The 20,062-nt window shown below is 44.1% G+C and carries 21 protein-coding genes, 2 tRNA genes and 1 pseudogene; 9 read left to right on the top strand and 15 right to left on the bottom strand.

Translation table 11 applies throughout. The features are described from left to right. Positions 1-10: 10 nt before the first annotated feature. The 8 genes from C1A07_RS10005 to C1A07_RS09970 are packed head-to-tail and all read right to left on the bottom strand — an operon-like array spanning position 11 to position 7,963. The gene (locus C1A07_RS10005) at positions 11-1,384 is read right to left on the bottom strand and encodes a V-type ATP synthase subunit B (protein WP_101876976.1); all 1,374 of its coding nucleotides are present in this window, start codon (positions 1,382-1,384) and stop codon (positions 11-13) included. Further along, positions 1,385-3,154, bottom strand: a complete 1,770-nt coding sequence (locus tag C1A07_RS10000) for a V-type ATP synthase subunit A (RefSeq protein ID WP_101876975.1) — start codon at positions 3,152-3,154, stop codon at positions 1,385-1,387. It abuts the gene before it with no gap. Between the two features lie 28 nt (positions 3,155-3,182). Beyond that, positions 3,183-3,500 carry a V-type ATP synthase subunit F gene (locus tag C1A07_RS09995; RefSeq protein ID WP_101876974.1) on the bottom strand — a complete coding sequence of 106 codons (318 nt, stop codon included), beginning with the start codon at positions 3,498-3,500 and terminating at the stop codon, positions 3,183-3,185. Next, positions 3,493-4,467, bottom strand: coding sequence for a V0D/AC39 family V-type ATPase subunit (locus tag C1A07_RS09990; protein ID WP_101876973.1), 975 nt, complete (start codon positions 4,465-4,467; stop codon positions 3,493-3,495). Before C1A07_RS09990 ends, C1A07_RS09995 begins: the two co-directional genes overlap by 8 nt. Positions 4,468-4,494: 27 nt before the next feature. Further along, complete coding sequence (locus C1A07_RS09985) at positions 4,495-5,088, bottom strand: V-type ATP synthase subunit E (RefSeq protein WP_101876972.1); 594 nt, start codon at positions 5,086-5,088, stop codon at positions 4,495-4,497. Between the two features lie 42 nt (positions 5,089-5,130). Next, positions 5,131-5,598 (bottom strand): V-type ATP synthase subunit K, encoded by a 468-nt coding sequence (locus C1A07_RS09980; RefSeq protein WP_101876971.1) that lies wholly within the window; start codon positions 5,596-5,598, stop codon positions 5,131-5,133. 4 nt (positions 5,599-5,602) lie between these two features. Then, positions 5,603-7,615, bottom strand: coding sequence for a V-type ATP synthase subunit I (locus tag C1A07_RS09975; protein ID WP_101876970.1), 2,013 nt, complete (start codon positions 7,613-7,615; stop codon positions 5,603-5,605). A gap of 39 nt (positions 7,616-7,654) precedes the next feature. After that, positions 7,655-7,963 (bottom strand): hypothetical protein, encoded by a 309-nt coding sequence (locus C1A07_RS09970; RefSeq protein WP_101876969.1) that lies wholly within the window; start codon positions 7,961-7,963, stop codon positions 7,655-7,657. 446 nt (positions 7,964-8,409) lie between these two features. Between C1A07_RS09970 and C1A07_RS09965 the strand changes: the two genes are divergently transcribed. Beyond that, complete coding sequence (locus tag C1A07_RS09965) at positions 8,410-10,086, top strand: IS1634 family transposase (RefSeq protein WP_101875548.1); 1,677 nt, start codon at positions 8,410-8,412, stop codon at positions 10,084-10,086. 160 nt (positions 10,087-10,246) lie between these two features. Here C1A07_RS09965 and C1A07_RS09960 read toward each other — a convergent pair whose 3' ends face one another. Together C1A07_RS09960 and C1A07_RS16425 are read right to left on the bottom strand one after the other, a co-directional pair. Next, positions 10,247-10,906: a DDE-type integrase/transposase/recombinase gene (locus tag C1A07_RS09960; protein WP_242972291.1), complete on the bottom strand. Its 660-nt coding sequence runs from the start codon at positions 10,904-10,906 to the stop codon at positions 10,247-10,249. A 45-nt stretch (positions 10,907-10,951) separates the two neighbouring features. Then, positions 10,952-11,161 carry a helix-turn-helix domain-containing protein gene (locus tag C1A07_RS16425; RefSeq protein WP_242972361.1) on the bottom strand — a complete coding sequence of 70 codons (210 nt, stop codon included), beginning with the start codon at positions 11,159-11,161 and terminating at the stop codon, positions 10,952-10,954. Between the two features lie 268 nt (positions 11,162-11,429). Here C1A07_RS16425 and C1A07_RS09955 point away from each other — a divergent pair, with 268 nt between their 5' ends. The 4 genes from C1A07_RS09955 to C1A07_RS09940 all read left to right on the top strand — a co-directional run bounded on the left by C1A07_RS09955 (position 11,430) and on the right by C1A07_RS09940 (position 12,752). Continuing rightward, positions 11,430-11,987 (top strand): GNAT family N-acetyltransferase, encoded by a 558-nt coding sequence (locus tag C1A07_RS09955; RefSeq protein ID WP_101876968.1) that lies wholly within the window; start codon positions 11,430-11,432, stop codon positions 11,985-11,987. Further along, the gene (locus C1A07_RS09950) at positions 11,962-12,384 is read left to right on the top strand and encodes an acyl-CoA thioesterase (RefSeq protein ID WP_101876967.1); all 423 of its coding nucleotides are present in this window, start codon (positions 11,962-11,964) and stop codon (positions 12,382-12,384) included. Before C1A07_RS09955 ends, C1A07_RS09950 begins: the two co-directional genes overlap by 26 nt. 178 nt (positions 12,385-12,562) lie before the next feature. Beyond that, a tRNA-Phe gene (locus tag C1A07_RS09945) sits at positions 12,563-12,635 on the top strand. 46 nt (positions 12,636-12,681) lie between these two features. Beyond that, positions 12,682-12,752: transfer RNA gene (locus C1A07_RS09940), tRNA-Gly, on the top strand. A 29-nt stretch (positions 12,753-12,781) separates the two neighbouring features. Here the strand turns inward: C1A07_RS09940 and C1A07_RS09935 are convergent. The 5 genes and pseudogenes from C1A07_RS09935 to C1A07_RS09910 form a co-directional block, all read right to left on the bottom strand. Next, positions 12,782-14,377, bottom strand: coding sequence for an N-acyl-D-amino-acid deacylase family protein (locus C1A07_RS09935; protein ID WP_101876966.1), 1,596 nt, complete (start codon positions 14,375-14,377; stop codon positions 12,782-12,784). 566 nt (positions 14,378-14,943) lie between these two features. Beyond that, the gene (locus C1A07_RS09925; RefSeq protein WP_097779164.1) at positions 14,944-15,333 is read right to left on the bottom strand and encodes a hypothetical protein; all 390 of its coding nucleotides are present in this window, start codon (positions 15,331-15,333) and stop codon (positions 14,944-14,946) included. Between the two features lie 240 nt (positions 15,334-15,573). Continuing rightward, complete coding sequence (locus C1A07_RS09920) at positions 15,574-16,002, bottom strand: hypothetical protein (protein WP_226928598.1); 429 nt, start codon at positions 16,000-16,002, stop codon at positions 15,574-15,576. After that, the gene (locus C1A07_RS09915; protein ID WP_101875840.1) at positions 15,933-16,733 is read right to left on the bottom strand and encodes a helix-turn-helix domain-containing protein; all 801 of its coding nucleotides are present in this window, start codon (positions 16,731-16,733) and stop codon (positions 15,933-15,935) included. The genes C1A07_RS09920 and C1A07_RS09915 overlap by 70 nt, the downstream gene beginning before the upstream one ends. Before the next feature lie 40 nt (positions 16,734-16,773). After that, positions 16,774-17,295 (bottom strand): annotated as a pseudogene (locus C1A07_RS09910) (SMI1/KNR4 family protein); the annotation flags it as partial. Between the two features lie 382 nt (positions 17,296-17,677). Here C1A07_RS09910 and C1A07_RS09905 point away from each other — a divergent pair. From C1A07_RS09905 to C1A07_RS09885, 4 genes are all read left to right on the top strand, one after another. Beyond that, positions 17,678-18,091: a cysteine-rich VLP domain-containing protein gene (locus tag C1A07_RS09905; protein WP_101876473.1), complete on the top strand. Its 414-nt coding sequence runs from the start codon at positions 17,678-17,680 to the stop codon at positions 18,089-18,091. A gap of 111 nt (positions 18,092-18,202) precedes the next feature. Next, a complete protein-coding gene (locus C1A07_RS09900; RefSeq protein ID WP_002566027.1) occupies positions 18,203-18,598 on the top strand; it encodes a replication initiator protein A in 396 nt (131 codons plus the stop codon). Positions 18,599-18,783: 185 nt separating this feature from the next. Next, on the top strand, positions 18,784-19,725 hold the full coding sequence (mobV, locus tag C1A07_RS09890; RefSeq protein WP_101876474.1) for a MobV family relaxase: 942 nt from the start codon (positions 18,784-18,786) through the stop codon (positions 19,723-19,725). Between the two features lie 70 nt (positions 19,726-19,795). Further along, entirely contained in the window at positions 19,796-19,987 is a 192-nt protein-coding gene (locus C1A07_RS09885) for a hypothetical protein (RefSeq protein WP_002566025.1), read from the top strand. Positions 19,988-20,062 lie beyond the last annotated feature (75 nt).

Here is a 20,062-nt window from a genome sequence, read left to right as displayed (position 1 = left end):
CACCTCTTTTCTATTCCTTTCCATAATACAGGTCCAGATACTTATCGTCAATTCTTTTCAGCTCGCTTCTGGGCAAAATAGACAAAAGCTTCCAGCCGATGCGAAGAGTTTCTTCTATGTCTCTATTTGCCTCATATCCCTGGGAAACATATTCATTTTCAAATGCATCCGCAAATTTTGCATAGATTAAATCCACGTCTGAAAGGGCCGCCTCCCCTAAAATCACCATCAATTCCTTTGCCTCCTTGCCTCTGGCATAAGCGGCAAACAACTGATTCATGGTATTAGAGTGGTCCGCACGGGTTTTTCCTTCTCCAATACCTTTATCCTTCAAACGGGACAGAGAAGGAAGTACATCAATAGGAGGCATAATTCCTTTTCTGTAAAGCTCTCGGCTTAAAATAATCTGTCCCTCTGTAATATATCCGGTCAAGTCAGGAATAGGATGCGTCTTGTCATCCTCAGGCATACTTAAAATTGGAATCATTGTAATAGAGCCTGATTTTCCGTTTTGCCTTCCTGCTCTCTCGTAAAGAGAAGCCAGGTCAGTATACATATATCCAGGATATCCTCTGCGCCCAGGAACCTCCTTACGGGCTGCGGAAACCTCGCGAAGGGCATCTGCATAGTTAGTAATATCTGTAAGAATAACCAGCACGTGCATACCCTTTTCAAACGCCAGATACTCTGCCGCTGTAAGGGCCATTCGGGGAGTGGCAATACGCTCTACAGCCGGGTCGTTGGCCAGGTTTACAAACAGCACTGTACGGTCAATGGCGCCTGTTTCTTTAAAGCTTTCAATGAAGAAGTTAGATTCTTCAAAGGTAATTCCCATGGCGGCAAACACTACAGCAAAAGGCTCGCTGGTTCCCCGCACCTTTGCCTGTCTGGCAATCTGGGCAGCTAAATTAGCGTGAGGCAAGCCTGAAGCTGAGAAGATCGGCAGCTTCTGGCCGCGGACCAAAGTATTTAAACCGTCAATGGCAGATACTCCAGTCTGAATAAATTCTTCCGGATAGCTTCTGGCTGCCGGGTTCATAGGCAATCCGTTAATATCTCTTCTTTCATCAGGCAGGATTTCAGGGCCTCCGTCTATAGGGCGTCCCAAACCGTCAAAAACTCTGCCCAGCATATCCTCAGACACGCCTAATTCCATAGTTCTCCCCAGGAAGCGCACCTTACTATTGGAAAGGTTGATTCCTGTAGAGTTTTCAAACAGCTGAACAAGGGCATTTGTACCGTCTATTTCCAGTACCTTGCAGCGCCTGGTTTCCCCGCTGGCCAGCTCAATTTCTCCCAGCTCGTCGTATGTTACATTCTCAACACCATGCACCAGCATCAAAGGTCCGGCAACTTCCTGTATGGTTCTATATTCCTTTGGCATTTAGAAGTCCTCCTTTCCCATTGTATCAGCAATTTCTTTGTCCAGCTCTGCCATAATCGCCTGATACTCGCTGTTTATATTATTATCTAAAGTATATTTAAAACGTCCGATTTTTTCACGGATTGGCATTTTAAGCAGTCCCTGTATAGAAGCTCCATCCTCCAAAGCTTTCTTTGCCTTTTCATAATAAGCCAGAACCAGCTTCATCATAAGCAGCTGTTTGTTTAAGGAGGTGTAAGTATCTACCTCATGGAAAGAGTTCTGGTGAAGGAAGTCCTCTCGAATTGACCGGGCAGCCTCCATTTTTAAACGGTCTGTAGGGGACAATGCGTCCATACCTACCATTTTAACAATTTCCTCCAGCTCTGCCTCCTCCTGAAGCAGGCTCATCATACCTTGACGGCAAGGCATCCACTGGTCAGATACATTTTCATTAAACCATTTTCCCATATTATCCACATACAGGGAATAACTGGTCAGCCAGTTAATCGCCGGGAAATGGCGTTTGTAGGCCAAAGCAGAATCCAGACCCCAGAATACCTTTACAATTCGCAAGGTCGCCTGAGATACAGGTTCAGAAATATCTCCTCCTGGAGGAGACACGGCTCCGATTGCAGATAAGGCGCCTTCCCGGCCTTCCTTACCTAAGCATACCACATGGCCTGCTCTCTCATAAAACTGAGCCAGACGGCTTCCCAAATAAGCCGGATAACCTTCTTCACCTGGCATTTCCTCCAAACGTCCTGACATTTCACGCAGCGCCTCCGCCCAGCGTGAGGTGGAATCCGCCATCAGCGCTACAGAATATCCCATATCTCTGAAATATTCTGCAATAGTAATTCCTGTATAGATAGAAGCCTCTCTGGCCGCTACCGGCATATCAGAGGTATTAGCAATCAGCACAGTACGTTCCATCAGGGATTTTCCTGTTTTTGGGTCTTTCAGCTCAGGGAATTCATTTAAAACGTCTGTCATCTCGTTTCCCCGCTCGCCGCAGCCAATATAAACTACAATGTCAGCCTCCGCCCATTTTGCCAGCTGATGCTGAATCACTGTTTTTCCGCTTCCAAAAGGACCTGGAACAGCCGCCACTCCTCCTTTTGCAATAGGGAAGAACGCATCTACAACTCTCTGACCTGTTACAAGAGGAGTCTGGGGAGGCAGTTTTCTCTGGTACGGACGGCCTTTCCGCACAGGCCACCTTTGCATTAAGGTTAGCTCTGTATCTTTATCGCCGCCGCTTACTACAGCCACCACCTGATCTACTGTAAATTCACCGCATTTTATTTCTTTTACAGTTCCTTTTATTCCATAGGGAACCATAATCCTGTGTTCTACAACATCAGTTTCCTTTACAGTTCCAATAATATCGCCGGCCTCCACCTGATCTCCCACTTTTACTGTAGGATCAAACTGCCATTTTCTGTCCCTTTTCAGAGAAGGAACCTCCACGCCTCTTTTCAGGCTGTTTCCCCCTGTTACTTTCATAATATCATCCAGGGGACGCTGAATACCGTCATAAATACTTGCGATCAGGCCAGGGCCTAACTCTACGGAAAGAGGCACATCCATTGACTCTACAGGCTCTCCCGGTCCCAGTCCAGACGTCTCCTCATAAACCTGAACAGAAGCCTGATCTCCGTGAATCTCTATAATTTCTCCTATTAAACGCTGGTTGCTTACACGCACTACGTCAAACATGTTTGCATCCCGCATTCCCTCTGCAATTACCAGGGGACCAGCAACTTTTTTGATTACGCCTTTGCTCATTGGGATCAATCACCCACCTTTCTTATTGCTAATTACTGAACAATATATCAGAGCCCACTGCCTGCTCCACAGACTTTTTTACTCCTTCGATTCCTTTGCCTGTGTTGCCGGCAATGCCTGGAATCAAAATAATTGAAGGCAGAAGACTTTCTTTATACTTTTCGATTTTACTGCTGATCTGCTCCGCCAAAGCCTCTGTAATATAAATAACTGCATAATTTCCCGAGGCCAGATTTGTCAGAAGCTTTTCCGCCTCATCCTGAGAATTAACAGGAAATGTTTCCAGTCCCAGAGCAGCAAATCCGTAAATACTGTCATAATCGCCCATTACTGCAATTTTATACATACATTTCCCTTATCCTTTCCCGGATTGACTCTTCAGAAAGGCCGTTCAGCTTTCCTGTTAAAATAATTCTCACCGTTTTAATTTCATTTTCTCTGGCCAGCAAATATGCCACTAAGGGGCCAGCAGAAAATGCGTTGTATTTCTGCGGCTTAATCGTTTCCATCATCTGATTGTCGCACCACCGCTCAAAAGCTGTAGATGATTCCTTTAAAGCTTCTGCGCCTCCTGCGTAGGAAGTGCCCTCCAAATACTCGCAGATTGCATCTACTCCCCCAAGGGCAGCCTGGGACAGCCTGTCTGCAGAAAGGCTGCTGCAGGGAGCAATGGCTCTTCTCATAAATTCCAGGGATTTCCCCGTCTTACTGGAGCGCACTGCAATTTTAATGTCAGCAACCGCCACTGTAGATTCCGCATAATCCCTGACAATGGCCTCCTTAGACTTTTTCCCTTTTTCATACACAGCGTCTAAAGCCGCCCTGTCTACAATCACATCACAAAGCTGTCCGTCTCTGGTATGAAGAAAGGTTTCATATGCTTCCTTTGCAGGCTGCTTCATATAATCAGGAAGAGCAGACCAATTTTTTTCGGAAACAATTTTCTCCATTTCCCGCCCTCCCATAGGGCAGTCCTCAAAATATATTTTCCCATGCTTTCCAGCTACGGAAACAGCCTTAATAGCTGCTTTCAGATTATGAAACATATTCTGGTAAGATAATACGTCCAGAATCTCCTTATCCTCCTTCAGCAGATCCCTGACTGTATCCCAGGTTTTTTCACGCTCCCTGGAAAGTATGGCTTCCATATCCAAAGGTGTGTCGCTGTCTCCCCAGCCTTTTTCTGTTAAAAACTGCAGGCTGGCTTCATAATCCTTTACAGCTAACATCTGCTCAATGACAGCTGTGGAAAACAGCGCTGTTTCCATAGCACGTATACGCGCAACCGCATAGGTATATTTCACATCAGACATGTTAAAAACCTCCTTTTCGGCTGCACTTTATGCAAATAATAGTTGGTGAACCTTATCGGAAAGCTCATCCCTTCTGGCATTAAACAAAGCTTTAAAGGAACAATTTTCCTCCACGCCGCCATAAATCAGGATAAATCCTCCGTCAATATCTTTTCCTTCCTGAGAGATCTCCAGCTTACCGCCTTTTTTCTCAGCGGCTTTCACAACCTCTTTTTGGAATCCCACAGGCATTCTTTCTAAATCTCTTTTTGAAAAACAAATCATTCCTGGTTTATCCAGGGCAAACTTTTCCAGCATTGTCAAAATGATCTGAAAATATTCAGCAGTATCTTTATTCAGCAGCGCTGTATATGCCTGGTCCAGCATATCTGATATTATCTGCTGCTTAGCCAAAAGCACTGCCTGCCTTTTCTGCAGCTGAGCAGAGGATTCTGCCCTATCTCTCCGGGCCTTCTCTTCTTCCTCCATCTTTACGCTGCTGTCAGCCTTCAGCTTTTCACATATCTTTACAGCCTCCTGACGAATGCTCTCTGCTTCTGCCTCTGATTTTTTCTCTATGGCCCGGGCCTCATTGCCCGCCTCTTCCAGGATGTGACTTATGATTTTATCTAATCCTGCCATCCTTTATCTCCTTAAATTTAAACTAATATTTATATCTTCCAATTACAGGGCGCTGACTGCCAGGATAGAAACCAGAAGTGCCAGAATCGCATATGTCTCAACCATTGCAGGGAACAGCATAGCTTTACCAAACTGCTCTGGCTTTTTAGCCACAATTCCAATAGAAGCCACAGATGCACGTCCCTGATAGATTCCGGAAATTAATCCTACAAATCCAATAGGAAGGCAGGCTGCAAAATAAAGGAGGCCCTGAGCCAGAGACATTTCCATATCTGCTCCTCCGCCCAGAAGACCAATCTGAGACAGTACCAGGAATCCTACCAAAAGTCCGTAAATACCCTGTGTACCAGGAAGCAGCTGTAAAATCAGAACCTTGGCAAACTTACTTGGGTCCTCTGTCACAACGCCGGCCGCAGCCTGACCTGCAATACCAACTCCGCAGGCTGAACCTGCTCCCGCCAGACCTACTGCAACTGCAGCGCCTAATAATGCAAATACAATACCGCTCATAAAATTAATCCTCCTTAATATTTATATATTTTGTATCCTGTCTAAAAGGAATAAATGGTCTTCCTCCGCCCTCGTAAAACTTTCCAAAAAACTCTACATATTGGAGACGGCAGGTATGGACGTATGCACCCAGCAAATTAATCGCCAGATTAAACAAATGTCCAAAAATGAATACTATTATAAAAATAATGGCTCCGAAAATTCCCGACCCTGCCATACTTCCCATCTGGTTAATAACAGAGGCAATAACTCCTGTGGCCAAACCTAAGGCCAATAATCTGGAATAAGACAGCACATCTGACAGCCATCCAGTAAGATTATAAAGATCATAAGCTCCCAGAGCCACTCTGAGGGCCGGATTTTTGCTGCTTCTTCCCGACATAAACAGAATGCCTGCCGCTCCCGCTCCCGCCAGGACTTTTGACAAGGCGCTGACAGCCGGTGAGAACTCAAAATGCATCTGTGAAATAGATGCAAACAAATCAGTGGGCAGCAGAATCATAATAAGGCCTACCAACAACATATACCACAGCACTACATCACAGAAAAAGTCCAGATACCGTTTATCCTTGATGCATAAATATCCCTTCATGGCCAGGCCCAGGAATAAGTGAATCACTCCAAACAGCATGGAGTACATCAGCATACGCACCGGATCGTCTAAAGGTACAAACCACAGCGCAGGCACCGTTACTTCTCTGCCAAAAAATGTACGGGATACTACAGTGATAACGTCGCCAAAATATCCTCCAAACAGAATTCCCCAAACTAAAGTGGATATTCCGCAGTACATAAACAGCTGGAGAGACTTTTTCAACCCGCCGTCCATATTTGGAAACTTTCTGAGAGCCACAAAACACGCGGCAAATACAATAAAGCCGTAAGCTGCATCTGAAAGCATAAGTCCAAATAAAAAAATAAAGCACAGGCTCATAACTGAGGTTGGGTCCATTTCACCTCTGCCCGGCAGTCCAAATGAAGCTGTAACTCCTTCCGCAGATGAAGCCAAGGCCGAATTCTTCAGAAGTACAGGAGGCTCCTCCCCCTCTTCTATTTCTTCCTTTTCAAAAACCAGATCAAATTGCTCTGTCAGCCTGGCCTCCAGCCTGCTCATCTCCTTCTCCGGCATATATCCTGTAACCAGAAATGTTTTCTTCGACTGAAGCAGGCCTCCCAGCACCTCATATTTCTGAGAGCGGATTCTATAATAATCCGAAACAATCTGAAGCTGCTGGCGGAATTCTCCATACTCCTCCAGCTTCTTACCTGAAGAAGCAATTTCATCCTTCAGCATACTGATTTTCTTCTTCCATCTTTCCGTCTGTACTGCCGGTATCTCATCCACCGGCTGAGATGGTTTTGCAAAACCTGCAGCCCTCAGGCCTTCTTCCACCTGAGCTGCCTCCTCAATTAAACAAATTACTGCAATACACGTTTGATCTTTGTCTGATCCTATAATCTGTATGTCTAAAGACTCTACATCCGGCGTTTTTTCTCCCACCGCCTTATATAGCTCCTCCAGGGAAACACTACCGCTAATACTTCCTATTAAAGCACGGCATTTGTCAGTTCCCCCATATGTCATGGGAACATCCAGATTCATCCACGGAACCAGACTTTCAATCTGGCCTTCCAATTTGGCAATCCCGGCTTTGTCCTCAGCAATCTTTTTGTTGAAAGCAATAATCTGCCGGGCAGCCTCCATCACAGGCCTGCTGTCCTCTTTTGTTTTCTCAAAAATCTCAGACTCTAAAATCTTTTTTCCCTCTAAGCTGGAAAACAGGGACTTTTTCTCTGGAGCATATTCCTGCAGTATTTCCAATGCCTGATCGGCAGTCACAGCATTTTTCTCAAACAACTGCCTGGAAGCCATAGTATCCATCTTTTCAAATCCGCTGTCCTTCACATCCAGGTAGTTGATCTCCACAACACCGGAAGCCTGAAGCAGCTCTAAAATGGCTTTTCTATTCTTCTTCAGCGCACAAATACTGATTTTCTGCATCTGCAATACTGCCATGTCCACATCCCTCCTTACTATGTTTTTTCAAATGTCTGACTAAATCAAGTCCTGAATAATCTTTTCAATTACCATCTGGGACTTTCCTGCTACCTCCTGTTTCATAGCGGTAATCTCTTTTTCTGCCTCCTTCATTGATTCCGCAAGATACCTTCCCGTCTCTTCCTCCCCCGCTTTAGCTTCTTGGATAGACGTCTCCTTCAGTTCCTTCATTGTGTGATTTTTCATTTCCTCTGCTTCTTTTTTTGCTCTTTCCACAAGAGCTTTCCCCTTGTCAGTAGCGTCCTTTAACAGCTGTTCCCCCTTGGATTCAGCGTCTTTTACTGCCAGAATTGTCTCCTGGACCATTTAATCACCACCTTATTTTGCGATTTTACACATATTTTATTATAACCAATCTTTTGTTTTTTGTCTATATTAGTAAAACTTTTATTATTTTTTTATATTCATTGTTAAATGTTCCATTTTGTTCCAAAAAGTCAGAAAATACCCGTCTTTAGAAGTTAGCACTAGAAATCTTTAGGAGTATTTTCTGCTCTGAAGCCTCACAAATGCCTTTAAATAAGGCTTTTTTTATTGCAAAAAAACTTTTCAAAATTCTTTTTTTGCGATATACTAATAGTGNTACCCGTCTTTAGAAGTTAGCACTAGAAATCTTTAGGAGTATTTTCTGCTCTGAAGCCTCACAAATGCCTTTAAATAAGGCTTTTTTTATTGCAAAAAAACTTTTCAAAATTCTTTTTTTGCGATATACTAATAGTGTTAGTGGTGCTATCTTTTTGAGGAGGGATTCTATGGCATATTTTTTAAAAAAGACAACTTTAAAAGGCAGAACTTATCTTGCGATTTATGACAGTTTTTATAATCAGGAAAAAAAGGGGGCAGCTCACAAATGCTACAAATCCCTTGGCTCTGTAGAAACACTGAAAAAGAACGGCATGGAAGATCCAATCTCTTTTTACCAACAAGAAGTAGCTCTCTTAAACCAGCAACGAAAAGAAGAAGGTGTCCGCAAAATTTCTGACATTTCTCCAACTCTTTATCTTGGATACTTTCCACTGAAAGCAATCCTTGAGAAATTAAAAATCCAAAAGTATGTGAATTATTTTCATCTTACATATGATTTTCAGTTCGATCTTTATGAATTGATTTCTACATTAGTCTACGCAAGAGGTGTATGCCCATGCAGTAAAAACAGGACATTCCACGATGTGCTTCCCAATCTGTACCATTCGTCGCATTATTCCTATGATCAGCTTCTTGATGGTCTTGCCTTTTTGGGAGAAAACTATGAAAAGTTTATCGAGATCTTTACTGTACAAACTGCGGCTGTTTATGGACTGGATACTTCAAACTCTTACTTTGATTGTACGAATTTCTATTTTGAAATAGACAGGGAGGATGATTTCAGAAAAAAAGGACCGAGCAAAGAAAACAAAAAGGAACCCATCATCGGTCTTGGGCTCCTTTTGGATCGGAACCAGATTCCGGTCGGTATGAAGATGTATCCGGGAAATGAGTCAGAAAAACCCATTCTACGTGATGTGATTGATGGACTTAAAAATAGGAACAATATCATGGGAAAAACCATCCATGTCGCAGACAAAGGACTTAATTGTGCACAAAACATTGCGTTTTCAAAACAGAATGGAGATGGTTATCTGTTTTCAAAATCTGTAAAAACCTTGCCTTCGACAGAAAAAACCTGGGTATTATTAGAACAGGATTACAAAGATGTCAAAGATAAAAGCGGAAAACTTTTATACCGCTATAAAAGCTGTATTGATACTTTTCCTTATTCCATAGAGTATAACGGAAAAAAACAGACCATTATGCTTACAGAGAAACGCCTGGTTACCTACAATCCTTCCCTTGCTGCAAAAAAAAGATATGAAATAAACCGCCTTGTAGAAAAAGCAAAAGCACTTACCCTGTCACAAGCCAAAAGGAATGACTTTGGAGAAGCAGGAAAATATGTGGATTTCACAGATAAAACAGGAAATAAAGCAAAAACAAGGATTAATCAGGCTGCCATCGATAAGGACCTCGAACTTGCCGGATACAATCTTCTGGTCACATCCGAAACCCAGATGACAGATCAGGATATTTACTGTACTTACCATAATCTGTGGAGAATTGAAGAATCCTTTAAGATTATGAAATCAGACCTGGATGCACGGCCGGTATTTCTTCAAAAAGAAAATACGATTAAAGGCCACTTTTTGATTTGCTATTTAACAGTTCTCTTAGAGAGGATTTTTCAATTTAAGATACTGGATGAAAAATATTCAACTTCAGATATATTTAGATTCATTAAAGATTTCAGGGTAACAAAAGGCGAACATAAATATATAAACACCACAAGGGATTGTACTTTTATAAATGACCTAGCTGATAAATTTCATCTTCCTTTAACGAATTACTTTCTATCTGAAACTCAAATAAACACCATTTTTAATTATAAACTATAATAACAAACACAGAAGGACTGCCGCTAGCAGTCCTTCTAAACCTTAAAGTTTGCACTATTTTTTAATCTCTGATACCAAAGTCAGGTATCATAATTCTTTTGCAAGGTCAAGCACTTTTTTCAATTTTCTTGTATGTTGATGTAGGTTTGTCAAACATATGTTACACTGACCGTAAATAATCCCTCAGTACCTCGTTGGGTGTTTTCCATCCCAAAGGCCGCATGGGAAAGTTATTATAACCTCTGCGGTTATATACCTTTAACTGGGCAGCAAAGTCCTCAAAGGAATACAATGTGTGTGTTGCATAAAAACGTTCATTGTCCTTTCGATGACTTCTTTCTACCTTTCCATTATGTCGTGGCGTAAAGGGACGGATCTTTTTGTGTTTGATCCCATACTGGCGCAGTCTTTCCTCAAATAGGGTAAGGTTTTCCTCCCGTTTTGTTCCTGTAAACCGCTTAGTGAATTCACTTCCGTTATCTGTCTGGACACACTGAATGGGCATAGGAAAGACCTTCATCAGGTGATCAAGAAATACAGCGGAAGAGTAAGTATTGTGCTCCTCAAAGGCCTCTACAAAGCGCCAGCGTGAGTATTCGTCAATAGCAGTGTATTGAAAGAAGCTTTGTCCCTGTGCCTGATTCACCAGACAGATAGAGGGAACAAACTTTACATCAATCTGAATTCTCTGCCCGGGAAAAAGCATCTGTTCATAGGGCTTAGGAACGTACTTGGGATTAGCAGGCTTAACAGCCATCATTTTCTGTTTGCGAAGAAAGCGGTAAAGCCCGGAAATAGAGCGGGAATAGCCGCGCTGCATAAGCTTTACCCAGAAGATAACCAGTCCAGCATTAGGGTTTCTGCGTCACATATGAGAGATGAGAGAGATCTCCTGAGTGGTATGCTGATTAGGATGGTGGTGAGGTCTTCTGGAACGATCCCTAAGGGAGTCCCAGGAGCCGTCATAACGTTGTTTCCATCGGTAGATATACTGTCTGTTAGTTTTATATTTGACAGCGGCTTTAGAGACGCCAAATTTTTCAGCATACTTGATAAGAGATAGACGGAATCTCATATCTTGTGTTATACTAGCCATGCGGGGATACATCCTTTCTTGTTGTGTTTTGGTGTGGTAGCTTAAAATATAACACAGAAAATGTATTTCCGCCTTTTTAATTATTCAGTTGTAACACATGTATTGTAAACCTACATTTTTTCAATTTTCTTGTATGTTGAAAACTTTCAGAAATTTCAGGAAAACCGATTGAGGATTTTTTCAAATGATATATAATAAGAAGTATCAAGCTTTACTTTGTGATTCTTTACAAGAAAGGACCCGCTATATGGGTGAAATTTTATATAAAAAAGCCTGCCCTGGGGACGGGGAGAAAATTGTACAGTTTTACAATAAGGTTGGCGGTGAAACTACTTATTTAAGCTTTGGAAAGAACCAATATCCTCTGACAGCAGATCAGCAGGAAAAAAGTATACAGGACCTGAGAGACCATACAGGCAATATTATGCTCATTGCCTGGAGCGGACAGGAAATTGCAGGAATCGCCACAGTAGGCTCCAGCAGCAAAGAAAAGGTTCGCCACGAGGGCGGCTTAGGCATTGTAGTGCCGGAAAAGTTCTGGTCTCAGGGAATCGGCAAAGAACTGATGAACCGGCTGTTTACGTGGGCGTCAGAAAATGGCATTACTACAAAGCTTAGACTGGAGGTTCGCACTGACAACAAAAAGGCGGCGGCTCTTTATTTAAAGCTGGGATTTATAGTGGAGGGCTGTTTAAAGAATGCAGTGCGCCTGGACGGCGTATACTATGATTTATATACAATGGGCAGAATGATTGAGCAGCAGAAAGGGAGAATAGCAGATGGGATTTCAGACTTACAGCCATAAGGTACAGTACTACGAGACAGATCAAATGGGAATTGTACACCACAGCAATTATATTCGGTGGTTTGAGGAAGCCAGAATTGATATGCTGGAACAGATGGGAATGGGCTATAGCAGAATGGAGCAGCAGGGTATTATTATTCCAGTATTGTCTGTGCGCTGTGAATACAGAAGCATGACCCGCTTTGGCGAGACAGTAGAGATTATTCCTCTTCTGAGAAAGTATAATGGCGTCCGCATGAATATTGAATACACTATTGTAGATAGAGATACAGGAGAACTCCGCTGTGTTGGGGAAAGTACTCACTGCTTTCTCACAAAGGACGGCAAGCCTGTATCTTTAAAGCGGGAGTATCTGACTATGGACGATATGTTCCGAAGTAATCTGCCGGAGGAATAGTTCATTTTGTTTAGACAGCAAAAAGTTTCCCACAAAAAGTTTCATACAAAATGTGGGAAACTTTTTTTAATTTTATATTGACATATAGAGAAAAATCTTGTAAAATAATCCATGTTGTTGCGGAAGACAATGAAACGCGACAGGGAAGTCCTTTGCGAAATGCTTAATTCCGCTGTTAGCCCAGATAGCTCAGTTGGTAGAGCAGAGGACTGAAAATCCTCGTGTCGCTGGTTCGATTCCGGCTTTGGGCATTATAAGTCAGCAATCTCCTTATTGAGACTTATTTTGAAATTTGCTGCGGGTGTAGTTCAATGGTAGAACACTAGCCTTCCAAGCTAGATACGTGGGTTCGATTCCCATCACCCGCTCTCTTTTTTACTCGGAAATCTTGATAGAATCAAGATTTCCGATTTTTTCTTAAAACAACTCCGCTTCTGGTTCCTGTATGAATTCCATTTTCAATCACTATTTTTCCATTAATAATTACATACTGAATTCCCTCCGGATATTGAACCGGGTCTGTAAAGGTGCCTTTATCAATTACAGTTTCCGGATTAAAAATACAGATATCAGCATAATTTCCTTCTGTCAAATACCCTCTGCCTGCTATATTAAAAGTGTCTGCAGGTTTTTTGGTCATTTTATATACTGCCTCCTCCAGCCCTAAAGCCTGATCCTCTCTCACATATTTTCCCAGAACCCTGGGAAAGGCTCCAAATACTCTGGGATGAGGTTTTCCTCCCAAAAGCCCGTCTGTACATACATTCATTTCCGGCCGTTTCATAAATAGCTGCACATGTTCTTCAGTTCCGTAGAAATCTACCATCCCCACTGCATTCTCTTCTTCCAAAAGCAGGTCAAAGGCAGCCTGATACGGGTCTTTTCCCCTTAGCTTTCCCAGTTGGGATAAATTAAGACCCACCGCATCTTCATTTTTCTTATTTTTTACGCTTGTGATAAAAATGCCGTCCAATCCTGCAAATTCCACAAAATTATCCCAGCCAGGAATTCCCTGTTCTATATCTTCAATCATTTTCTTCCGCAGTTGATCGTCTGCCAGACGTTCCAGCACTTTATTAGTGCCTCCGTCATGTACCCACGGCGGAAGGATCACTCCCAGCATTGTACTTCCCGCCACATAAGGATATTGGTCAAAAGAAACCCGTATTCCTTCTGCCTCCGCTTTTTCCAGCAGACAAATTACCTGCCCGATTTTATCCCAGTTTTTCTTGCCGCATACCTTAAAATGGGAATAATGGATTTTCACCCCTGATTCTCTTCCGATTTTAATAACCTCTTCCATAGAATCCAGGATTGTGTCTGCCTCGCTTCTTTGATGAATTACAAAGCTGCCATCATATTCTGCTACAACCTTGCACATTTCAATGATTTCCTTAGATTCTGAATAGGCGCAGGGCATGTAGATTAAACCAGTAGACAGACCCATTGCTCCGGCCTCCATTTCCCTTCTGGTGATCTGTCTCATTTTTTCCAGCTCACTTTTATCAGGAAGGCGGTTTTCCAACCCCATTGCCTCCATACGAATATTGCCGTGGGGAACTAAATAACATTCGTTAAGCCCCGGCTTTACACCTTCTATCATTTTCAGGTAATTTTCTGTAGTTTCATAATTCCAATTAATACTGTCGCTGTCCCCGTCCAGACCTGCCAGATTTTTTCTCCACGAACTAATATATTTTACAGGCAAAGGGGCCATGGAAATACCGTCCTGTCCCAGAATTTCCGTGGTGATTCCCTGGCGCACCTTAGGCTCCACCTTAGGATCAGTCAGAATCTGAAGATCGCTGTGACTGTGAGTATCAATAAATCCCGGGGCCACTGTAAGGCCTTTGGCGTCAATTATTTTTCCCTCTGTAAAATCCTCTATTTCACCGATTTTTACTATTTTATCTCCATCTATAAGCAAATCTGCGTAATATCCTGGCCTGCCGCTGCCGTCTGCCAGGAAACCATTTTTAATCAGTATTTTCATATGGCAATTTCTCCCCTTTACCGCCAGCCTACTCCTGGAACGGAACCTCTTTTCCTAAATTTTGCTCAAATGATTTTAAAGTAAAACTTCTCATTAGGTCAGTTTACAAGGAACTACACGCAGACCACGAAACGGGCTGCTGACAACAAATAAAGGCTGAGTATCAAGCACCGAAAAAGTGCGAGATATTCAGCCTGTTTTGTTGTCCGGGGTTTCCAAAGGGGCTTGCCCCTTGGCACACGACTTTGCTTGCAAAGTGTAGTGTGTTATACGCTCTGTCGGCGTTGCTGCGAAAATGAGGTTGCCGCCGGGTCGGGCAAGGGCATTTGAAGCAGCAGGAAAACAGGGCTGTGATTGCGTGTCGTGGAGCCGCAAGCGCAGGGCTGGTTTCGTCAGCAGACAGGGCGTATATGAAAGCCCCCGTTCCTCGTCCCACGCCGGACTTCGGGACAAAATGTCCCGAACTTGTGGACACACTCACAAAAAGCAAACAGATTTTTCTCTCAAAATTGGAATGGGCGGGGAAGCCATTTTAGGGCTTTGCTATCTCCCTGATAAATGAGAAGTTAAGTTTCGTCCATATATATTTTTATCTCGATGTATTCATGATTTCTTGCATAAGCAAACGACGCTGATTTTCTGATATAGTCAAATATATTTTCGTCTAAATCTTCGTCCCATGTTGTTTCGCTGAAAATTTTATTTTCAGCGGTTGGCTTATACAAGATGACTACATGGATTTGATAAAACTCTTCATCATCATCATTTGAAAACTGTCGAACTAATGAAATTTGAAAAAATGGTTCTTTTGAAAAAGCAGTAAATGTTCCGGTTTCAAATAAAACCATATCTTCTTCAAGCGGTGTGCTGCACATCTGCTCAAAAACATCAACTATTTCTTCCACAGACATTTTATCCGTTATCTTATCTTCTAAAAACTTAATCAAGTTCTCCATTGATTTTCCTCCTGTAAATTCTTATTTATTGTTCTCTACTTCCGTCCCCGCTGTGGATTTGGATTTTTCAGCAAATCTGACTTATCAGTTCTTAGAAATGGGCGGGAAGCCATTTTAGGGCTTTCCCGCCTTGATTGCCCATTAGCAAAGACGGGCGGGGCTGTCAACGGCGGCGCATGAAATGCGCCGTTCATCTTGACCGTTGACTGGCTCGACTGGCTTTGCTATCTCCCCAACAAGTTATTGTTTGTTGTTTTTCCAATTATCTAAACGGGCTTGCATAGTTTCTCGCCATTCTTCACTTGGACAAGCAGTAATCAATTTTCGATACTCTTCACTTGATGGCGCTTCTATCAAATAAGACTCTACCAATTTTAGCAAATCCCACTCTACTCCATACATTCCACCTTCGGGGAAAATGTCAATCAATACGCCTACCTCTTCTCTTGTCAGTGGCGTTTTTACATTGGAGAGCAATTCATCATACATATTGATGGTTTCTACTGTAGGGTCATCTTTCACTGCGTCTGGCATTTGACCGAGAAGTCTCAATTTTATAATTGCCTCCTGCACCTTTACTCCCTCCAATTTCTCGTTCTCTACTTTCTCCCCCGCTGGGGATTTGGATTTTTGAGCAAGTCCGACTTTTCCGAAATCTTTTTCAGCCACTTCTTTTCTTCCCCGGACAGCTTCTTAAAGTTCAGCCGCAGCCGTTTGCAGATAAACGCCAAAGACGCTTGCTCCGGGTCGCTGTCTGGGCTGGCGTTTTCGGTAGCGGCTTCCAATAATCCTTTCAGCGGGTTGTCCTCCGGGACACTGAAAAAATCGTCCTTATGTGCTTCCCGCAGGTCAAGAGCTATCTTGTTTATGTCCTGCTGTATCACATAGCGGCAAAAACTGTCATCATCAATATGGGCGGCGATAAGCTGTCTTAACTGCGGGTCGGACAAGCTGGGATTGTGCTGCTTCATAATGGTTGCGCTCACAGCGTCTATAATGGCATTTGCACTCTGCACCTGTTTGCCAGCGATACCGTTTACATAGATTTCGAGGTCAGCCATCAGCCGGGGGAAATCCGGGTGTACCGCCAGTTCACACAAGAGGGAATTATCCACCAACCCGCTTTTCAAGAGTTCAATCATATCATCACTCAAACGCAGGTCTGCAAGATCGGCGTTTGGGTGATTTTTTGTTTGAGAACGCCCCAGCAGATAATCAACAGTCACTTCATAAAACTTTGCCAACTCAATAAGGGCATAATGGCTGATGTCCTTGAAATTATCCCCCTCATAACTGCCCAACGCAGACTTGGAGAGGTGCGTCTGCTCCGCAAGCTGTTCCAGCGTCAGCCCACGCTCCACACGCAGGTCTTTCAATCGTTCTTGTATGGATAGTTCCATGCTCTCCCTCCTTGTCTGCTCGATAAATTGGAAGTTGTTAATCTTCTAACTCAAAATCATCTTCGTTTACAAGACCACGAATAAAATCCTCAAAACTATCTGCTAAAGGAGTGATTTCGTAATTTCCTTCTTGGTCAATATGCACTACTTTAGGCTCCCCGTGTGGGCCACACTCCCGGTAATCTAAAAAAATCATATCATGTCCAGCACTGGGACAGTCACAAATAGCTACCCCAATAGCAGGGTACTCCCATTCATCAATCATAAATTGGCTTCCCAACTCTCCACACAAAGAGTTGGGTTTCTCTCTCCCGATACCAAAAATTCCTGTAATAGCTACATGGTCATCTGCCCAACTGGTAGGTTTATCCGTAGGGAAACAAGTATTGAAAGGAATGCCTCCGTTATGTTGTTTCATCAACCAAATATAAGAAGCTGGTAACTTATAGCCTAATTCCTGCTCAACACTGGCAATCAGTTCATCAGAAGGCGATTCACTGACATATTCTTTCAAGGCATACGCACTGTCCTTCCAAAAGTTTGTAAAATCAAAGTTATCAAACATATTTAGTTCCTCCTCCAAAATCCCGATTTATCACTTTCCACTTATCATTCTACCACAATTCCGAGAGCGTGGAAATAGGCAGTTTTTTTGGCGGATTTCCTACCTTTCGGATATACGGGACGGGCTGTCTTTTAGGTGTAGACTTAGGGTAGTTCATCGATGAGCTGCACCTTGAAAAACGAATGACCGTCCGAAAGGGAATACCCCGGCAGGGGAAGCACCGCAAGGAGCCAACTTCTGGACACTTTGTCCAGAGGTCACTTCGGGACAACTTGTCCCGAAGCTGTGGGGAGCGTGCCAACGCCGGAACACGCCGCAGAAATGGGGCAGGAAGCCTTTTCGGAGAGAGCGGCAACGGAAAGCAAAATGGAGGAAACACATGAGAGAGAACCCATATAAACGACTGCCGCCCATAGAGCGCAAGCAAGACGGTTCCCTTTACCGCATGACCCCAGCGCAGCGGAAACAGGCAAACGCCCTGATCCGCCGGGAGTGCTGCTGTTATGAGGACGGGAACTGTATGTTCCTTGACGATGGGGACACCTGCACCTGTCCGCAGACGGTTTCTTTCTCGGTCTGCTGTAAGTGGTTCCGCTGGTCGGTTTTGCCGCAAGTCGGAACGCTGGAAGCGGAGATTTTCCGGGATAAGGAGCTAAAACGCTGTGCGGTCTGCGGCAGAGTGTTCGTCCCAAAGTCCAACCGAGCGAAATACTGTCCCGGCTGTGCCGCCAGAGTTCACAGGCGACAGAAAACAGAAAGTGAACGGAAAAGGAGGTCTACTGTGGACAGTTAGGGGCTGAAAAGCCCTTGATTTTCAAGGCTTTGCAAGCACAGAACAGGGGCAGGCAATAGAAACTACCGTCTGCCTCCGAAAACGGACTTCTAACCGTCCACAAAACACAATATGACAAACACCATTTATATCCATCAGCCGGAAAAAGCGGTCAGCTTTACCCGGCTTCCCAATTTCCTTTTTGAAGCCCCCACATTCATGCCCCTGTCCAACGAAGCAAAGGTACTGTATGCCTTTATCCTGCGCCGGACAGACCTGTCCCGAAAAAACGGGTGGGTGGACGAATACGGGCGGATTTACCTCTACTATCCCATCAACGAGGTAGTGGAGCTGCTCCACTGCGGGCGGCAGAAAGCGGTCAACACCCTGCGGGAACTGCAATACGCCGGACTGGTGGAAATCCAGAAGCAGGGCTGTGGAAAACCCAATCGCATTTACCCAAAATCCTACGAAGCGGTTCCAAACACCGACTTCAAGAAATACGGTTATGGAACGCCGGAGGACTGAAAACCGCACTCCACAAGTACGATAATCAATCCTCTTGAAGTACGAAAATCGGACGGTATATAGAAATACAGAGATTAAAACGATTTTATTTATATCTTATCCATTCCTATCCGATCCGAGATATTTTCTGCGGGATTTTCCTGTGGAAAAGTCCCGGAAAGGAACGGAACGGGGAAAGGAGTTTCATGGCACAACACGCAATTTTGCGATTTGAAAAACACAAGGGCAATCCGGCAAGACCGCTGGAAGCCCATCACGAACGGCAAAAGGAACAGTACGCCAGCAATCCCGACATTGACACCAGCCGGAGCAAGTACAACTTCCATATCGTTAAGCCAGAGGGCAGGTACTACCACTTCATTAAAAGCCGCATTGAACAAGCTGGCTGCCGCACCCGCAGGGACAGCACCCGGTTTGTGGATACGCTGATTACCGCCAGCCCGGAATTTTTTAAGAAGAAGTCCCCAAAGGAGATACAGGAATTTTTCCAGAGGGCGGCTGATTTCTTAATCGGGCGTGTAGGGAAAGAAAATATCGTGTCGGCGGTGGTACACATGGACGAGAAAACGCCCCACCTGCATTTGGTCTTTGTCCCTCTGACAGAGGACAACCGCCTGTGTGCAAAGGAGATTATAGGGAATAGAGCCAACCTCACAAAATGGCAGGACGATTTTCACGCCTATATGGTGGAGAAATATCCCGACTTGGAGCGTGGGGAAAGTGCCAGCAAGACAGGCAGGAAGCATATCCCCACCCGTCTGTTCAAGCAGGCGGTCAATCTCTCCAAACAGGCAAGAGCCATTGAAGCCACGCTGGGCGATATTACCCCGTTCAACGCCGGAAAGAAAAAAGAGGAAGCCCTCTCCCTGCTGAAAAAATGGTTTCCGCAGATGGAGAACTTCTCCGGTCAGCTCAAAAAATACAAGGTTACAATAAACGACCTTTTAGCAGAAAATGAACAGTTGGAAGCCAGAGCCAAAGCCAGCGAAAAGGGCAAGATGAAAGATACGATGGAACGGGCAAAGCTGGAAAGCGAGCTGAAAGACATTCAGCGGCTGGTAGACCGTATCCCGCCGGAGGTGCTGGCAGAACTGAAACGGCAACAGCGGCACACAAGGGAACGGTGATTGATGGCAGAAAACATTTCACGCCGCAGCATGGCGGCACTGCACTTTGAAAATTAAATACGGAGGTACTATGGAGCATATCAGATACAAGAAAGAAACCGAAGTCGTGACTTTTCAGGGAAAGGAAATCACGCTGGAAAATCTCTCTCCGGTGTTCACGCCGGAGCAGGAAGCGGCAAAACGCCGGGAGCTGGAACAGCAGCTTTATGAGGTGTTCCGCAAGTATGCCGACAAACGGCAGAGTGAGGAAGCCGGGGCATAAGGTTTTCCGAAGCCATCGTTGATTTGCGGGGCTGCTGGCGGTATAATAAAGCTGTCAGCAGCTCCGTTTCTTTTT

Origin of the sequence: Lachnoclostridium edouardi (genome assembly GCF_900240245.1) — a bacterium.
In the GTDB taxonomy this organism is placed as follows: domain Bacteria; phylum Bacillota; class Clostridia; order Lachnospirales; family Lachnospiraceae; genus Lachnoclostridium_A; species Lachnoclostridium_A edouardi.
The sequence above is the reverse complement of the archived record's forward strand: the minus strand, read 5'-3'. Positions and strand labels throughout refer to the sequence as shown.

What these genes read in the sequence shown, in the direction of transcription:
- C1A07_RS09975 (WP_101876970.1), bottom strand. Translation starts at nt 7,615, where the DNA reads ATGGCAGTATTGCAGATGCAGAAAATCAGTATTTGTGCGCTGAAGAAG.
- C1A07_RS09970 (WP_101876969.1), bottom strand. Translation starts at nt 7,963, where the DNA reads ATGGTCCAGGAGACAATTCTGGCAGTAAAAGACGCTGAATCCAAGGGG.
- C1A07_RS09980 (WP_101876971.1), bottom strand. Translation starts at nt 5,598, where the DNA reads ATGAGCGGTATTGTATTTGCATTATTAGGCGCTGCAGTTGCAGTAGGT.
- C1A07_RS09905 (WP_101876473.1), top strand. Translation starts at nt 17,678, where the DNA reads ATGAGAGAGAACCCATATAAACGACTGCCGCCCATAGAGCGCAAGCAA.
- C1A07_RS10000 (WP_101876975.1), bottom strand. Translation starts at nt 3,154, where the DNA reads ATGAGCAAAGGCGTAATCAAAAAAGTTGCTGGTCCCCTGGTAATTGCA.
- C1A07_RS10005 (WP_101876976.1), bottom strand. Translation starts at nt 1,384, where the DNA reads ATGCCAAAGGAATATAGAACCATACAGGAAGTTGCCGGACCTTTGATG.
- C1A07_RS09950 (WP_101876967.1), top strand. Translation starts at nt 11,962, where the DNA reads ATGGGATTTCAGACTTACAGCCATAAGGTACAGTACTACGAGACAGAT.
- C1A07_RS09965 (WP_101875548.1), top strand. Translation starts at nt 8,410, where the DNA reads ATGGCATATTTTTTAAAAAAGACAACTTTAAAAGGCAGAACTTATCTT.
- C1A07_RS09925 (WP_097779164.1), bottom strand. Translation starts at nt 15,333, where the DNA reads ATGGAGAACTTGATTAAGTTTTTAGAAGATAAGATAACGGATAAAATG.
- C1A07_RS09885 (WP_002566025.1), top strand. Translation starts at nt 19,796, where the DNA reads ATGGAGCATATCAGATACAAGAAAGAAACCGAAGTCGTGACTTTTCAG.
- C1A07_RS09915 (WP_101875840.1), bottom strand. Translation starts at nt 16,733, where the DNA reads ATGGAACTATCCATACAAGAACGATTGAAAGACCTGCGTGTGGAGCGT.
- C1A07_RS09955 (WP_101876968.1), top strand. Translation starts at nt 11,430, where the DNA reads ATGGGTGAAATTTTATATAAAAAAGCCTGCCCTGGGGACGGGGAGAAA.
- C1A07_RS09935 (WP_101876966.1), bottom strand. Translation starts at nt 14,377, where the DNA reads ATGAAAATACTGATTAAAAATGGTTTCCTGGCAGACGGCAGCGGCAGG.
- mobV (WP_101876474.1), top strand. Translation starts at nt 18,784, where the DNA reads ATGGCACAACACGCAATTTTGCGATTTGAAAAACACAAGGGCAATCCG.
- C1A07_RS16425 (WP_242972361.1), bottom strand. Translation starts at nt 11,161, where the DNA reads ATGAGATTCCGTCTATCTCTTATCAAGTATGCTGAAAAATTTGGCGTC.
- C1A07_RS09900 (WP_002566027.1), top strand. Translation starts at nt 18,203, where the DNA reads ATGACAAACACCATTTATATCCATCAGCCGGAAAAAGCGGTCAGCTTT.
- C1A07_RS09985 (WP_101876972.1), bottom strand. Translation starts at nt 5,088, where the DNA reads ATGGCAGGATTAGATAAAATCATAAGTCACATCCTGGAAGAGGCGGGC.
- C1A07_RS09990 (WP_101876973.1), bottom strand. Translation starts at nt 4,467, where the DNA reads ATGTCTGATGTGAAATATACCTATGCGGTTGCGCGTATACGTGCTATG.
- C1A07_RS09995 (WP_101876974.1), bottom strand. Translation starts at nt 3,500, where the DNA reads ATGTATAAAATTGCAGTAATGGGCGATTATGACAGTATTTACGGATTT.
- C1A07_RS09960 (WP_242972291.1), bottom strand. Translation starts at nt 10,906, where the DNA reads ATGCAGCGCGGCTATTCCCGCTCTATTTCCGGGCTTTACCGCTTTCTT.